This is a genomic window from Salicibibacter halophilus (assembly GCF_006740705.1).
Classification (GTDB): Bacteria; Bacillota; Bacilli; order Bacillales; family Marinococcaceae; genus Salicibibacter; species Salicibibacter halophilus.
Map to the genome: position 1 here is coordinate 2544405 of NZ_CP035485.1, position 14713 is coordinate 2559117.

A 14713-nucleotide genomic window follows, 5' to 3' on the forward strand; every position below is an offset into this window, starting at 1 on the left:
AGAGATGTTGGTGTGAAAGATGATATCCAGATCGTTGTCATTACCGGAATGTCGGGGGCAGGGAAAACGGTTACCGTTCAAAGCCTTGAAGATCTCGGGTTTTTTTGCATCGATAATTTGCCGCCGGCATTGATCCCGAAATTATTGGATCTCGTCGAAGGCGGTTCGATGAACCGTGTGGCCCTCGTCATGGATTTACGCGGCCGGGAATTTTTTGAACAAGTGTTTTCGGCGGTGAGTATGCTTGGAGACAAACCGAATCTGCACACGCATATTTTATTTCTCGATGCAGAGGACAGCAAGCTTGTGCAGCGATTTAAAGAAACAAGACGCTCGCACCCATTAGCTCCGGCAGGCCCACTGTTGGATGGCATTAAAGAAGAACGGCAGATCCTGGACGAGATCAAAGGGAGAGCACGTTACCATATTGATACGACAGCGCTTTCCCCTCGCGAACTACGGGCGGAAATTAACAAGTTCTTCACCGCTCCCGAGGAGCTGACTTTCAGTGTTCACTTTATGTCCTTTGGGTTTAAACGCGGAGTTCCGATTGATGCTGATCTTGTTTTTGATGTCCGTTTTTTGCCGAATCCCCATTATATTGAACGGATGCGCCCGTTAACCGGGATGGATTCGGATGTGGCCGAGTATGTGATGAAGTGGACGGACACGAAGGAATTTTTGGCAAAACTTGAAGACATGCTTACTTTTCTGTTGCCGCTGTATAAGCAAGAGGGGAAGAGCCAGGTGATCGTCGCTATCGGCTGCACGGGCGGGAATCATCGTTCCGTGGCACTTGTGGAGCATTTGTCCGACGTTTATTCCGGGAATTACCAAGTATATAAAAGCCATCGTGAACATAAGGACAGGGGAGAAACAAACGAGTGACTAATGTAAAAAAAATGGTTGTCATCGGAGGCGGTACGGGACTGTCCGTGTTATTGCGGGGACTAAAAACCTATTCCGTAGACCTATCGGCGATCGTTACCGTAGCCGATGATGGAGGAAGCTCGGGACGGTTGCGCAAGGAATTAAATGTGCCGCCGCCCGGGGATGTTCGGAATGTGTTGGTGGCACTGGCGGAAGTTGAACCATTAATTGAGCGGTTATTTCAGCATCGATTTGAAAATGGAGAAGGACTCAGCGGGCATTCGCTCGGCAATTTGCTAATCGCGGGCATGACATCCATCACCGGTGATTTTGCCCGCGGCATCAGCGAGCTTAGCGCTGTGCTCAATGTGCGCGGAACGGTGTTGCCCGCGTCAAATAACAGCATTGAGCTCGTGGCAAGGATGACCGATGGCAGTGTCGTTCGGGGGGAATCCAATATTCCGAAGGCAGGGAAAAAAATCGACAAAATGATCCTTGACCCCGAATTTCCCGAGGCACTTCCGGCAAGCATTCAGGCAATTCGACAAGCGGATAAAATTATTATGGGGCCGGGAAGCTTATATACCAGTGTGTTACCCAATTTGCTCGTGCCCGGGATTGCTGAGGAGATAAGCCGATCGCCAGCGGATAAAATTTACATTTGCAATGTTATGACGCAAAAAGGGGAAACAGATGGGTTTACCGCTTCCGATCATATCAAGGCGTTGCATGCCCATATCGGGGATTCGATGATTGAACAAGTTTTCACCCATGACGGAAACATTTCATCGGAAATGATCGAGCGATATGCAGAGGAAGGTTCGGAAGCTGTGATTTGTGATGAAGGTTCTTTAAAATCACTTGGCTTGGATGTGGTTCAAGATGATTTCATTCATACAGACGGCCCGGTGTTGCGCCATAATGCCGAAAAAATCGCCCGGATGATTCTGGAGGGCTAAGGACGTTTGACTAAGAAGGTGGTGAGTATGCCTTGACTTCGTTTGCAGCAATGACAAAAAAAGAGCTTACGCAAATTCGTGCAGATGATTGCTGTGTAAAAGCGGAACTTTCCGCGCTCATTCAGATGGTTGGTGCGCTCCAGGTTTCGGAATCGCGCGCGACTTTGGATATAACAACCGAGAACGCCGCGATTGCGCGAAGGTTTTATACGCTTCTGAAGCAGCGTTATGAAAACATGAAGGCCGAACTCGTCGTTCGTAAAAAAATGCAATTAAGAAAGAACAATATTTACATCGTTCGGGTATATCGTCTCGTGGAAGAAATTTTAGCGGATACAAACCTGAGAGCCGATGGGCATACGTTTACACAGTCCATTTCAGCACATACATTCAAGGATAACTGTTGCAAAAGAGCGTATTTGCGCGGAGCTTTTCTCGCGGGCGGGTCCATTAATCATCCGGAGACGTCTTCCTATCATTTGGAATTGTTTTCCTATTATAAAGAGCACAATCAATCATTGCTGGGACTAATATCGGAATTTGATCTGGATGCCCGTGTACTGGAGCGGAAAAAAGGGTATATTGTTTACATTAAGGAAAGTGAGAAAATCACTGAATTCCTTAACATTATCGGTGCCCATCAAGCATTGCTTTATTTTGAAGATGTACGGATTGTGAAAGATATGCGTAACTCTGTTAATCGGCTTGTGAACTGCGAGACGGCAAATTTAAACAAAACGGTAGGGGCCGCCTTGCGGCAAGTGGAAAATATACAACTTGTCGCGCGAGAAATCGGCCTGGAAAGTTTGCCTCCCAAAGTTCGTGAAATGGCGGAACTCCGGGTGAAACACCAGGATGTTACCTTAAAAGAACTGGGAGATATGGCAGAAAGCGGGAAGGTAAGCAAATCCGGGGTCAATCATCGGTTGCGAAAAATTGACGAACTGGCTGAACGAATTCGCAATCGTGAATCGTTGCCACAAGGGTAAAGTGTACGTCGGAACTATCGGAAAAGCGGGCGCTTACCACCGGGATAAACATATAGAAGGGGTGGGTAGTAATGGTCGAGCGTGACGTGGAAGTGAAGTTAAAAATGGGCTTGCAGGCGCGGCCTGCCGCTTTATTCGTGCAGGAAGCGAATCGCTTCCATGCGGATATAAACGTTATAAAAGGGACGCATGAGACCAACGCCAAAAGTATTATGGGAGTGATGAGCCTCGCCGTTCGCAAAGGAGCAACCATTCGCATATCTGCAGATGGCGGCGATGAGGAAGAAGCGGTAGAGGCGCTTGCGGAATTTGTGAGTGAGGAATAAAAAAACCACGCGACCCGCGTGGTTTTTTGTTGATGCTATCGTTTTTTCTTCTTTATTGTTTGCTATCATTTTTCTCAAAGATTTGATCGATAAGCCCGTAATCTTTTGCTTCCGGTGCAGTCATAAAGTTATCGCGGTCCGTGTCACGTTCAATGACTTCGAGAGGTTGGCCCGTTCGCTCGGCAAAGATGTTGTTCAACCGTTTCCGCATTTCCAGAATACGGCGGGTATGAATTTCAATATCGGAAGCCTGCCCTTGTGTGCCGCCAAGCGGTTGGTGAATCATAATTTCACTGTTCGGGAGGGCGAAACGCTGACCGACTTCACCGGCGTTTAATAGGAAAGCACCCATGGAGGCAGCCATGCCGATGCAAATGGTCGAGACCTTCGGTGTAATGTATTGCATCGTATCATAAATGGCCATGCCGGCGGAAATGGAGCCCCCCGGGCTGTTAATATAAAGGGAGATATCCTTGTCCGGATCTTCCGCTTGGAGGAAAAGCAATTGAGCGACGATGGTATTGGCCACATTGTCATCGATCCCTGATCCGAGCATGACGATACGGTCTTTTAACAGACGCGAATAAATATCATAAGCCCGTTCTCCTCGGTTTGTTTGTTCAATAACTGTTGGTATTAGATGCATAAATCTAATCCTCCTTCATCTCGTTTACGTTGTAGTGCAATCCCATGCAACATAAAATGATGGGGTTTACTGGTCTCATCATACCTTGTTGGTCAATAAAGGTCAAATGCATTGCATTCATTTTTTACCCACTACTATATTTACCCTTTTTCGTAAACTTCAAACCGTTTTCTCCTGGCTTCTTATTTTGAAATGCGATATAATACACTCAAGGATATTGCAATTAGCGTAATGAATGTTTATTTTCACAATAAAAGAAATGCTCAAAGGGGGATTCCATGTTTGGCCAAGAACGCTTAGAACAAACGGAACTGCATGCCCGGGAGCAGGAACTAAAGGTGGATGAAGCCGCTGCAGAACTCGAAAGGTTAGCCGAATCGTTAAGAACAACCGGTTCATTTGATTTCTTGCAGGATGACCGCACGTATGAGCAAGCTCATGTCCCTTCTCATATAACGATGAATAGCGAGTATATACAAAAGAAGAAAACGCATACCGTCCGTTTAGCCTTTTCATGGATGGAACAACAATAAATAGCCGCTATCTTTTTAGAAAGCGCTTACAGAATAAAGGGGGGCGCACCATGAACCTTGAAATGGGACTAATTCAACAACAAACAATGAAACTCGTGATGACCCAGCAATTGCGCCAGGCAATTTCCTTGTTACAATACTCCTCACTGGAATTGTCTGAATATATAGAAGCACAAGCATTGGAGAATCCACTGTTGGATATCGGCGATTCAAACAGGGATGAGGTGATCCGGGATAGCCCTGTGTTATGGCAAGATCGTGAGGAAAGCAGTGGGGAGCAGGGAAAAGACCCGTTCATTGATCGTTTGGGGAATGAGCGGCAAGGGTTAACGGTTCATTTGATGGATCAACTTCGAATGCTTGATTGCCGAGAGAAGACAAAAGAACAGCTAGAATATTTCATCCATAATATCGATGAAAACGGTTATTTAATTGTTAATGAACAAGAAGCGGCCATTGAACTCGGCATCACCCCCGACCGTTTCCATGAATTAAGCGCCATTTTGCAACACTTTGATCCCCTTGGCGTAGGGGCGCGTTCGTTATCGGAATGTCTGCTTTTGCAGTTGCAAGCACTTCCTGAGGAGCACCCGGTGATTGAAACGATTGTCCGCCATTATTTGCAAGCGTTTGCAGGAAAAAAATGGAAATGGCTTGCGGAAGAAATGCAAATCACACTCGAAGAAATACAAGAGGCCCATGATTTTATTCAGACGCTTAATCCACGCCCTGCCCAAGGGTTTAGTGAAAGCGAAGCGGAATATATTATGCCGGATGTCTATATAGAAAAGCACAATGGCGAATGGGCCGTTATTTTAAATGATGATTCTTTGCCGAAGATTCGCTTGAATCGCCAATATCGGAATCTCCTTCATCAAAAAAGCGATAAAGAAACGTTTGATTATGCCCATTCCAAATACAAACAACTCGTCTGGCTGTTGAAAAGCATTGACCAACGGCAACAAACGATTCGCGCCGTAACAGAAGCGATCGTTGAATATCAACCAAATTTTTTGGAGAGTGGCGAGCTGCGCCCGATGACGCTCAAACATATTGCTGAACGGGCAGACGTTCATGAATCAACGGTTTCACGAACGACGAACGGGAAGTATGTACAAACGCCCCGCGGCTGTTATGAATTAAAAGCATTTTTCAGTAAAGGGGTCTCCGGTAATGCCGGCGAAGACGTTTCGGCATCGATGGTGAAACAGTCCATCCGTTGTTGGATTGAACAAGAGAATAAACAAAAACCAATCTCTGACCAGAAAATCGCCGATCGCTTTAAACAGGATGAAGGGATAAAGATTTCTCGGCGCGCGATCGCCAAATACCGTGATGAACTTAACATTCCGGCTTCATCCAAACGAAAACGTTTTGCATAAACCGCCTGGGAATCGGGCGGTTTTTTATGTATTGGCAACGGGATTAAAAAGAAGCCGGGAATATTGTCCGAACTTACTGTAATACCAGGAGCCTGTGCACTTCTTCCCGTACAGAATGGAAATATCTTTAAAAGGTTACATTAATATTGCAAGCAAAAAGAAAATGATATATAATATAATTAACACTTACTGGGAACGAAAATGTCTCGTAGGGTCAAAAACGTTCCCGATTATAAAGAAGTGATGTGCACAATGCTGGATCTCTTAGAATGGCAGAAGAAACTACAGCCGGACATTTTGGAAAATTTAAACCGTCGTTTTGATATTTTGCAATTTATTCGCGTCAGTGCTCCGGTAGGCAGGCGGACGATTGCGGCAGCATTGCATATTTCGGAACGTGTCCTTCGCAGCGAGGTTGAACTTTTCAAGGAGCAAAACCTTTTGCGAGTGAAATCCGGAGGAATGGACCTGACAGAGGAAGGGCGTACGTTACTGGACCAGCTGGGGCCAAGCATGCAAAACATCTCCGGGCGCACGCAATTGGAGCGGGAATTACAGCAGTTCCTTCACATTCCGCATGTGATTGTAACGAGCGGCAATAGTGACGCCCAGCCATGGGTGAAAAAAGAAATGAGCCGCGCTTGTGTCGATGAAATGATCCAAACCCTCTGCCCCGAAGACGTCGTTGCTGTTGCAGGCGGGACGACACTCGCGACGCTGGCGGAATCCGTTACACCTCACCCAAACTTGAAGCAAGTTACGTTTGTTCCCGCTCGCGGAGGCTTGGGCGAAAATGTTGATTTGCAGTCGAACACGATTAGCGCTGCACTGGCTAGAAGTGCCAATGCCCACTATCGATTGTTACATGTGCCCGATCAAGTAAGCGACCTTGCTTATGAATCACTGACGCAGGAGCCGGGTATTCAAGAACTATTAGAGCTGATTCGGTCTCCGCGCATGGTTCTCCATAGCGTAGGAGATGCTTATACGATGGCCACGCGAAGAAACGCGGATGAAGAAAAATTAGACCGTTTAAAAAACTTAAATGCTGTTGCTGAAAGTTTTGGCTACTATTTTGACGGTAAAGGGAACGTGGTCCAAAAGGAAAAAACAGTAGGCTTGCAACTGGATGAACTCGGGGAAAGACAGAAAGTCGTCACCATTGCCGGCGGCGCATCAAAAGCTGACGCAATTATCGCGTACATGACGTACCGGCCAAGTGACCTGCTCATCACTGACGAAGGAGCGGCCGAGGCTATTCAATCATTTGCAACCTTGAATTAAAATTTTACTTTGTTAAGGAGGAATCTGTTGTGGCAACAAAAGTAGGAATAAACGGATTTGGCAGAATCGGACGTTTGGTGTTTCGGGCAGCGATGGAGAATGATGAAGTTGAAGTCGTCGCCATCAATGATCTGACAGACGCGGATATGCTTGCCCATTTGCTGAAGTATGATACCGTGCATGGAACGTTTCCGGAAGAGGTGAAAGTCGACGGCGAAGACCTCTTTATTTCAGGAAAAAAAATCCATGTATCATCTGAAAAAGACCCGGCAAACATCGGCTGGAACGAGTACGGCGTTGAAATCGTTGTAGAATCGACGGGTCGTTTTACCGAACGCGAGGATGCGGCTAAACATCTGGAAGGAGGCGCAAAAAGAGTCGTTGTTTCGGCTCCCGGAAAAAATGTAGACCAAACGTTTGCTATGGGAGTCAACGATGAAGATTATTCCCCTGAAGATCATTATGTCGTCTCGAATGCTTCATGCACGACGAATTGCCTCGCTCCGCTCGCGAAAGCCTTAAATGATGAATTTGGCGTTCGCCGCGGTTTTATGACTACCGTTCATTCGTATACAAATGACCAGCAAATTTTGGATTTGCCCCATAAAGATTATCGTCGCGCGAGGGCTGCCAGCGAGAACATCATTCCGACTTCAACCGGTGCCGCCAAAGCTGTTGCCCTCGTCCTCCCTGAACTGGAAGGGCGATTGAACGGGAACGCGATTCGTGTTCCGACACCAAACGTGTCTCTCGTTGATTTCGTCGCGGAACTGGACCGTGATGTGACAGGTGACGAAGTGAACGCCTCAATGAAGAAACTGGCAGAAACGTCGATGAAAGGCATTATCGGCTACAGTGAAGAACCGCTCGTTTCCAGTGACTATAACGGCAACGCCCATTCCGCGACGGTAGATGCCCAGTCAACGTTAACGATGGAAGGAAACATGGTAAAAGTCGTTGCCTGGTATGATAATGAATTCGGATATTCCAGCCGTGTTGTAGATTTGGTCGCGCATATGGCGCAAAAAGGTTTATAATAAGTAGCAGAAGAGAAACGGGAACAGAACACGTATGTTTTGCTCCCGCTTTTCTCTTTTCCATCATACATAAGAGAGGAAGGAGCCCGACGTGAAAAAAAGAACCATTCATGACCTCGAAATCACCGGAAAAACCGTATTTTGCCGGGTTGATTTCAACGTTCCTTTGCAAGATGGGGAGGTAAGCGACGATACACGCATTCGTGCCGCTTTGCCCACGATTCGGTTTTTACGGGAAAAAGGGGCAAAAGTGATTCTCGCGAGCCATCTGGGACGGCCAAAAGGAGAAGTTGTGGAAGCGTTGCGCTTGGATCCGATCGCCCGTAAGTTGGAAGAATTGTTGGGGACAAAGGTTCACAAAGTGGATGAAGTCGTAGGTGCGAAGGTTAAACAAACGTTTGATGAACGAACCAGCGGTGACATTCTTTTATTGGAAAACGTACGATTTGAAGCTGGTGAAGAAAAAAATGATGCTGCGCTAGCCGAAGCGATGGCTGCATTTGCCGACGTTTATGTCAATGATGCGTTTGGCGCCGCGCACCGCGCACATGCTTCTACGGAAGGCATTGCCCGTCATTTGCCTTCGGCGGCCGGTCTTTTGCTCGAGAAAGAACTCGACATCCTCGGGGCAGCGCTGGAAGACCCCGATCGTCCTTTTACTGCCATTATCGGCGGCGCAAAAGTAAAAGATAAAATTGAGGTTATTGACCATCTTCTGGACAAAGTTGATACCCTGTTGCTCGGCGGTGGCTTGGCTTACACATTTGTGAAAGCGCGAGGGTATGAAATCGGCCAATCGCTGCTTGAAGAAGATAAAATCGAATTGGCAAAACAATTCATGCAAAAAGCCACGCGCAATCGCGTGAAGTTGTTGCTTCCGAGGGATGCGGTTGTTGCAGATGACTTTAAAGAAGATGCGGCAACTGAAATCGTCGATATTGACAGCATCCCTGGTAATTGGCAATCCCTTGACATCGGCCCGAAAACCGTGGACGCCTATAAAGAAGAAATACAATCTTCTTCTCTTGTCATATGGAACGGTCCGATGGGTGTTTTTGAAATGGGGCCATTTGCCGATGGAACGAAAGGTGTGGCTAAGGCGTTGGCAAATACGAGAGCGTATACGATTATTGGCGGGGGAGACTCTGCGGCAGCCGTAGAGCAATTTGGTTTCGCGTCGGAAATGAGCCATATCTCTACAGGGGGCGGCGCCTCGCTGGAATTTATGGAAGGAAAAGTGTTGCCAGGTCTTGCAGCGATCGACGATCAAACAGAATAAAATGAGGTGATGCTCATGCGGACACCATTTATCGCAGGAAACTGGAAAATGAACGTAACCGATAGGGAAGCTCTCGCTTTTGTCGATGCTGTGAAGGATCGCATCCCTTCGAACGATGAAGTGGAGAGTGCGGTTTGCGCTCAATCGGTATCATTGAAAGGAATGAGGGGAAAAGCCGAGCACACCGATTTAAGAATTGGTGCGCAGAACATGCATGAAGAGGAGAATGGTGCTTTTACCGGTGAAATTAGCGCCCCGGCTTTAGCATCGATCGGAATCGGCCTTGTCATTATCGGCCATTCCGAACGCAGAGAAATGTTCAATGACACCGATGAACGGGTGAATCGAAAGCTTCATGCAGCCTTGGAACATGGCATGACGCCAATCGTTTGTATTGGTGAAAAGTTGGAAGAGCGAGAAGCGGATCGCGCGTCGGAAGTTGTGCGCAAGCAACTGGAGCAAGCCTTGCAAGGAGTGGAAGCCGAGCAGGTTAAAGGATGCGTCTTTGCTTATGAACCAGTTTGGGCGATCGGCACCGGAAAATCCTCAAATCCCGAGGAAGCCGGGGAGATGGCGAGGACTATCCGTGCATACATTCGTGAACAATACGGTCAACCCGCGGCGGAAGCCGTTCGCATTCAATACGGCGGTAGTGTGAAACCGGAAAATATCGCGGAATATATGGCGGATGAAGATATTGATGGGGCGCTCGTGGGCGGTGCAAGCATCAAGGTTGATTCATTCCTCTCGCTATTGGAGGCTGCCCAATGAGAAAGCAAGCGCCACACGCATTAATTATCCTCGACGGCTTCGCTCTTCGGGATGAAACATATGGGAATGCAATCGCGCAAGCACGCACTCCCAACTTTGACCGGTTATGGCAGACGCACCCCCACGCGACCTTATCGGCTTCAGGCGAAAGTGTGGGTCTTCCGGCCGGACAAATGGGAAATTCCGAGGTTGGCCATATGAACATTGGGGCCGGACGCATTGTGCACCAAAATCTTTCATTGATTAATAAAGGCATACAAGCCGGAACTTTTTTTGAAAATGAAGCATTTCATAACGCGATCAACCATGTGAAGAAAAAGAACAGTGCTCTTCACCTGTATGGTTTATTGTCAGATGGCGGGGTTCATAGCCACATCGATCACGTTATTGCTCTCTTGAAGCTCGCGAAAAAAGAAGGCTTATCCAACGTATTTGTCCACGCGTTTCTGGATGGCAGAGATGTGGATCAGCAAAGTGCGAAAATCTACATTGGACAGCTTCAAGCGGAGATGGATGATATAGGTGTCGGCCAACTGGCAAGTGTGCACGGCCGGTATTACGCGATGGATCGCGATCGGCGTTGGGAACGGATCCGGAAATCATACAATGTCCTTGTTTATGGAAAAGGGGACAAAACAGACGATCCCTTGGCAGCGATTGACCGCTCTTACGAGCGAGGGGTGTATGATGAATTTGTGGAACCGACCGTTTTGCAATCCGCAGATGGAAGCCCCGTAGCAACAATCGCAGATGAGGATGCCGTGATTGGTTTTAACTTCAGGCCCGACCGTGCCATCCAACTGACCGAAGCGCTGGCCACAGAAACGTTCGAGGCTTTTGATAGGGGGGAGGGACACCCGCGCACTCTTTATTATGTGACGATGACGCACTATCATGACACATTCACCGCCGATGTTGCTTTTGAAGCGTTGCAACTTCCGAACACGATTGGAGAAGTCATCTCCGGCGCCGGTTATTCGCAATTGAGAATCGCGGAAACCGAAAAGTATCCTCATGTTACTTTTTTCTTGAACGGCGGATTGGATACGGTCATTGATGGAGAGGAAAGAATTTTAATAGACTCTCCGAAAGTAGCCACATATGACTTGAAACCGGTAATGAGCGCGGAGGCTGTGACAAAGGCGTTACTGGATGCGATAGAAAACGACCGGCATGACGCGATTGTCCTTAATTTCGCCAACCCCGATATGGTCGGGCATTCCGGAAAGCTGGAACCGACCATTGCCGCGGTAGAAGCAGTGGACGAGCATATGGGAAGGATTGTGGAAGCCATTCACGAAAAGGGTGGTGCCGCGATTGTAACGGCAGATCACGGCAACGCCGATGAAGTCACGGAAGCAAACGGAACCGCGATGACGACACATACGACGAATCCGGTGCCGGTGATCGTTACAAAAGCTAGTGCCGAATTACGAAGTGATGGCATTCTGGCCGATTTGGCGCCGACATTGCTCGCGATGATGGGGATTGCCCAACCTGCCGAAATGACAGGCCGAAATCTAATAACAAATGATAAGAAAGGATGAGGATGGATGACAATGATCGCGGATGTGTTTGCCCGGGAAGTGTTTGATTCCCGTGGGAATCCGACAGTGGAAGTAGAAGTGGTTACAGACGAGGGAGTCCTCGGGCGTGCGCTCGTTCCGAGTGGAGCGTCAACCGGGGAGCATGAAGCGGTGGAACTTCGCGACGGCAGTAACCGTTTAATGGGGAAAGGCGTGCTCAAAGCGGTGGAAAATGTGAACGGGGAGATTGCCTCTCATCTTGTCGGCGTAGAGGTGACCGACCAACTCGGAATTGACCGCTTGCTAATTGAACTTGACGGTACTACGAACAAGGAAAATCTGGGCGCCAACAGCATCCTCGGTGTATCCATCGCCTGTGCATACGCCGCGGCCCAAGAATTGGGGCTCGAGTTATACGAATACCTCGGCGGCTTTAATGCGAAAACCTTGCCCGTGCCAATGATGAATATTTTAAATGGCGGTGAACATGCCGATAATAGCGTCGATCTGCAAGAATTTATGGTCATGCCCGTCGGCGCGACGGACGTACGGAGCGCGGTGGTGGTCGGCGCGGAAATTTTCCACGCCCTGAAAAAAGTATTGAAAGAAAAAGGACACAATACGGCAGTGGGCGATGAAGGTGGATTTGCCCCGGATCTAAAATCAAACGAAGAAGCGCTTGAGGTCATCATTGAAGCCATCGAAAAAGCAGGGTACAAAGCCGGGGAAGACGTTGTCCTCGCGATGGACGCAGCTGCATCCGAGATGCATGCAGACGGGAGCTACCAGTTGAAAGGCGAGGGCGTCACAAAAAGTGTCGATGAGATGATTGCTTTTTACCAAGGTCTCGTGGACAAGTATCCGATTGTTTCGATTGAAGATGGCCTCGACGAAAATGATTGGGAAGGATGGAAAAAACTAACGGACACGATTGGCGATCGCGTGCAACTCGTCGGCGACGATTTGTTTGTCACTAATACGGAAAAACTATCCGAAGGCATTGCACGCGGCGTTGGGAACTCCATATTGATCAAAGTGAATCAAATCGGTACACTTACGGAAACGTTTGACGCCATTGAAATGGCGAAAAAAGCCGGTTACACTGCTGTCATTTCCCATCGTTCCGGGGAAACGGAGGATGCCACCATTGCAGATATAGCCGTTGCCGCAAATGCAGGGCAAATAAAAACAGGTGCTCCTTCGAGAACCGATCGTGTTGCCAAATACAATCAACTGTTACGCATTCACGACCAACTCGCCGGCCGTTCCGTGTATCCTGGAAGAGAGACTTTTTACCAGTTGAATCAATAACCTGAACTATTCATAGAAATTCCAAACTGAATTGCGAACGCTTGTCTATCAAGGCATTCAGCTACATTGAACATTCATCCAATAAATGAAAAAAGAATCCATTTCTGTTAGAGTTAAATTATCCCAAAATAACCACAGAAAGGATTCTTCTAATGGCTACTTTAACGCAAATAACCTTGGATTTCAATCGCAAAATGAAGCTGTCGAATGATGGAGGTGCGCTTTCCTCTGATACGGGCGAGATCTTATTTAGAGAATTCGAAGAAAAACTTGGTTTTTTCCATGCATTGGATGAACATCTCCATCTGAAAGACGAGAGACAGTACCATTTTCATTCGAATGAGCAACTGCTTCGGCAAAAGCTTTATCAGATGATTGCCGGCTATGATGAAGATGATGCGGCGGATCAATTAACGGACGACCCTGTGTTTAAGCAAATCATTGGAACGGATGCGTTAGCTTCTCAACCCAGTATATCCCGATTTTTGGCCCGGTTTGACACCGAATCTATCCAGCAATTAAATCAAGCCAACCAGGAGCTTTTAGATAAAGTCCATCAAGTGAGGGGCTCAAAAAGTCTTATTTTTGATTTAGACTCCACACATGCCGATACATACGGCGGGCAAGAATCAACCGATTACAATGCGCATTATGGAACCGTCGGCTATCATCCTCTCGTTGCTTTCGATGGTATAACCGGTGATTTTATGAAGGCTCAACTACGCCCGGGCAACGTCTATACGTCCAACGGGGTTGTGGATTTTGTGAAGCCCCTGATCACGCATTACAACGAAACATTTCCGGAGACGATCCCCTTTCTGCGCGGAGACAGTGGCTTTGCGGTTCCGGAGCTGTATGAGCTATGTGAAGAGGAATCCGTCTATTACGTGATTCGCTTGAAATCCAATGCCAACCTGCAACGACTAGCCGATGAGCTCCATCCGGCAACACCGCCATCTGACGTTACACAAACCGAATGCTATTATGAGGAAACCGAATACCAAGCCAAATCATGGGCCAAGCCCCGAAAAGTCATCATTCAATCCATTCGTCCGGCCGGCGAATTGTTTTTCACGCATGCATTCTTTGTGACAAGCCTGTTCGATGCCTTCTCTCCCAAAGAGATCGTCCGTTCTTACCAAAAACGTGGAACGATGGAGAATTATATTAAGGAAGCCAAAAATGGTTTTGACTTGGATCGAATGAGCAGCCATTCGTTTCAGGCCAACGAAGCAAGGATGATGTTCAGCTTGTTCGCGTACAATTTAACGAACTGGCTGCGCACGCTTTGTTTTCCGGAAGAACAAAAAAGCATGCAAATCCAAACTATACGATCAAAGGTCATTAAAGTGGCAAGCAAGTTAGTAAAATCAGGGCGCTCGTTTTATTTCAAATTGGCTTCAAGCTTTGTTTATGAGACGTTTTTTTGGAAAGTGCTCCGACGCATTCAAGCCCTTAAACTGGAATGAAGCACAGTTATCGATAAAGCCCCATTTTTTAAAAGCCCCAGCGAGACCAAGGGAGACGTATGTCCAAAAAAGGCCTTTTTCAGCGTTTGCCTGTTATGTTTCGTTCCAACTTTAATCAGCTTAGCTTACTTTAGTGAACATAACCGAAAAATCGTTAGTTTTGATGCTCATTCACGCTATCACTTGGAAGTATGAATAATTCAGGAATAATGTAAAGGTGCTTGAAGGAGGAACCTTCGAGCACCTTTTTTTTCTGGCAGTAACGGAAACCTCCCCCTCCACATAGGCTAATGATTAGATTCTTGCGTAACCAAAGAAACGGGGGAGCACA

At 47.4% G+C, this 14713-nt stretch carries 14 protein-coding genes; 13 read left to right on the forward strand and 1 reads right to left on the reverse strand.

What is annotated here, in order from left to right; all coding sequences use genetic code 11:
- Positions 1-12 precede the first annotated feature (12 nt).
- The 4 genes from rapZ to EPH95_RS12415 all read left to right on the forward strand — a co-directional run bounded on the left by rapZ (position 13) and on the right by EPH95_RS12415 (position 3144).
- Positions 13-888 carry an RNase adapter RapZ gene (rapZ, locus tag EPH95_RS12400; RefSeq protein ID WP_142090405.1) on the forward strand — a complete coding sequence of 292 codons (876 nt, stop codon included), beginning with the start codon at positions 13-15 and terminating at the stop codon, positions 886-888.
- A gap of 14 nt (positions 889-902) precedes the next feature.
- Positions 903-1829 (forward strand): gluconeogenesis factor YvcK family protein, encoded by a 927-nt coding sequence (locus EPH95_RS12405; protein WP_142091606.1) that lies wholly within the window; start codon positions 903-905, stop codon positions 1827-1829.
- Between the two features lie 50 nt (positions 1830-1879).
- Positions 1880-2818 carry a DNA-binding protein WhiA gene (gene whiA, locus EPH95_RS12410; protein WP_142091607.1) on the forward strand — a complete coding sequence of 313 codons (939 nt, stop codon included), beginning with the start codon at positions 1880-1882 and terminating at the stop codon, positions 2816-2818.
- 71 nt (positions 2819-2889) lie between these two features.
- Entirely contained in the window at positions 2890-3144 is a 255-nt protein-coding gene (locus tag EPH95_RS12415; protein WP_142090406.1) for an HPr family phosphocarrier protein, read from the forward strand.
- Between the two features lie 52 nt (positions 3145-3196).
- On the opposite strand, the gene clpP is transcribed toward EPH95_RS12415, so the two are convergent.
- Positions 3197-3790: an ATP-dependent Clp endopeptidase proteolytic subunit ClpP gene (clpP, locus tag EPH95_RS12420; RefSeq protein ID WP_142090407.1), complete on the reverse strand. Its 594-nt coding sequence runs from the start codon at positions 3788-3790 to the stop codon at positions 3197-3199.
- Between the two features lie 278 nt (positions 3791-4068).
- On the opposite strand from clpP, the gene EPH95_RS12425 reads away from it, so the two are divergent.
- From EPH95_RS12425 to EPH95_RS12465, 9 genes are all read left to right on the forward strand, one after another.
- Positions 4069-4323: a hypothetical protein gene (locus EPH95_RS12425; RefSeq protein WP_142090408.1), complete on the forward strand. Its 255-nt coding sequence runs from the start codon at positions 4069-4071 to the stop codon at positions 4321-4323.
- A 50-nt stretch (positions 4324-4373) separates the two neighbouring features.
- A complete protein-coding gene (gene rpoN, locus EPH95_RS12430; RefSeq protein WP_142090409.1) occupies positions 4374-5705 on the forward strand; it encodes an RNA polymerase factor sigma-54 in 1332 nt (443 codons plus the stop codon).
- Positions 5706-5957: 252 nt separating this feature from the next.
- Positions 5958-6989 (forward strand): sugar-binding transcriptional regulator, encoded by a 1032-nt coding sequence (locus EPH95_RS12435; RefSeq protein WP_142090410.1) that lies wholly within the window; start codon positions 5958-5960, stop codon positions 6987-6989.
- A 29-nt stretch (positions 6990-7018) separates the two neighbouring features.
- Positions 7019-8026 carry a type I glyceraldehyde-3-phosphate dehydrogenase gene (gene gap / locus EPH95_RS12440; RefSeq protein ID WP_142090411.1) on the forward strand — a complete coding sequence of 336 codons (1008 nt, stop codon included), beginning with the start codon at positions 7019-7021 and terminating at the stop codon, positions 8024-8026.
- Positions 8027-8117: 91 nt separating this feature from the next.
- The gene (locus tag EPH95_RS12445) at positions 8118-9305 is read left to right on the forward strand and encodes a phosphoglycerate kinase (RefSeq protein WP_142090412.1); all 1188 of its coding nucleotides are present in this window, start codon (positions 8118-8120) and stop codon (positions 9303-9305) included.
- 15 nt (positions 9306-9320) lie between these two features.
- Entirely contained in the window at positions 9321-10076 is a 756-nt protein-coding gene (tpiA, locus tag EPH95_RS12450) for a triose-phosphate isomerase (RefSeq protein WP_142090413.1), read from the forward strand.
- Positions 10073-11623 (forward strand): 2,3-bisphosphoglycerate-independent phosphoglycerate mutase, encoded by a 1551-nt coding sequence (gene gpmI, locus EPH95_RS12455; protein ID WP_142090414.1) that lies wholly within the window; start codon positions 10073-10075, stop codon positions 11621-11623. Before tpiA ends, gpmI begins: the two co-directional genes overlap by 4 nt.
- 6 nt (positions 11624-11629) lie before the next feature.
- A complete protein-coding gene (eno, locus tag EPH95_RS12460; protein WP_142090415.1) occupies positions 11630-12913 on the forward strand; it encodes a phosphopyruvate hydratase in 1284 nt (427 codons plus the stop codon).
- Positions 12914-13065: 152 nt separating this feature from the next.
- Positions 13066-14382, forward strand: a complete 1317-nt coding sequence (locus EPH95_RS12465; RefSeq protein WP_142090416.1) for an IS1380 family transposase — start codon at positions 13066-13068, stop codon at positions 14380-14382.
- Positions 14383-14713: the final 331 nt, after the last annotated feature.

Excerpts from the sequence above, each read along its gene's own strand:
- EPH95_RS12465 (WP_142090416.1), top strand. The coding sequence starts at position 13,066 with ATGGCTACTTTAACGCAAATAACCTTGGATTTCAATCGCAAAATGAAG.
- eno (WP_142090415.1), top strand. The coding sequence starts at position 11,630 with ATGACAATGATCGCGGATGTGTTTGCCCGGGAAGTGTTTGATTCCCGT.
- gpmI (WP_142090414.1), top strand. The coding sequence starts at position 10,073 with ATGAGAAAGCAAGCGCCACACGCATTAATTATCCTCGACGGCTTCGCT.
- EPH95_RS12405 (WP_142091606.1), top strand. The coding sequence starts at position 903 with ATGGTTGTCATCGGAGGCGGTACGGGACTGTCCGTGTTATTGCGGGGA.
- EPH95_RS12435 (WP_142090410.1), top strand. The coding sequence starts at position 5,958 with ATGCTGGATCTCTTAGAATGGCAGAAGAAACTACAGCCGGACATTTTG.
- tpiA (WP_142090413.1), top strand. The coding sequence starts at position 9,321 with ATGCGGACACCATTTATCGCAGGAAACTGGAAAATGAACGTAACCGAT.
- EPH95_RS12415 (WP_142090406.1), top strand. The coding sequence starts at position 2,890 with ATGGTCGAGCGTGACGTGGAAGTGAAGTTAAAAATGGGCTTGCAGGCG.
- clpP (WP_142090407.1), bottom strand. The coding sequence starts at position 3,790 with ATGCATCTAATACCAACAGTTATTGAACAAACAAACCGAGGAGAACGG.
- rpoN (WP_142090409.1), top strand. The coding sequence starts at position 4,374 with ATGAACCTTGAAATGGGACTAATTCAACAACAAACAATGAAACTCGTG.
- whiA (WP_142091607.1), top strand. The coding sequence starts at position 1,880 with ATGACAAAAAAAGAGCTTACGCAAATTCGTGCAGATGATTGCTGTGTA.
- EPH95_RS12425 (WP_142090408.1), top strand. The coding sequence starts at position 4,069 with ATGTTTGGCCAAGAACGCTTAGAACAAACGGAACTGCATGCCCGGGAG.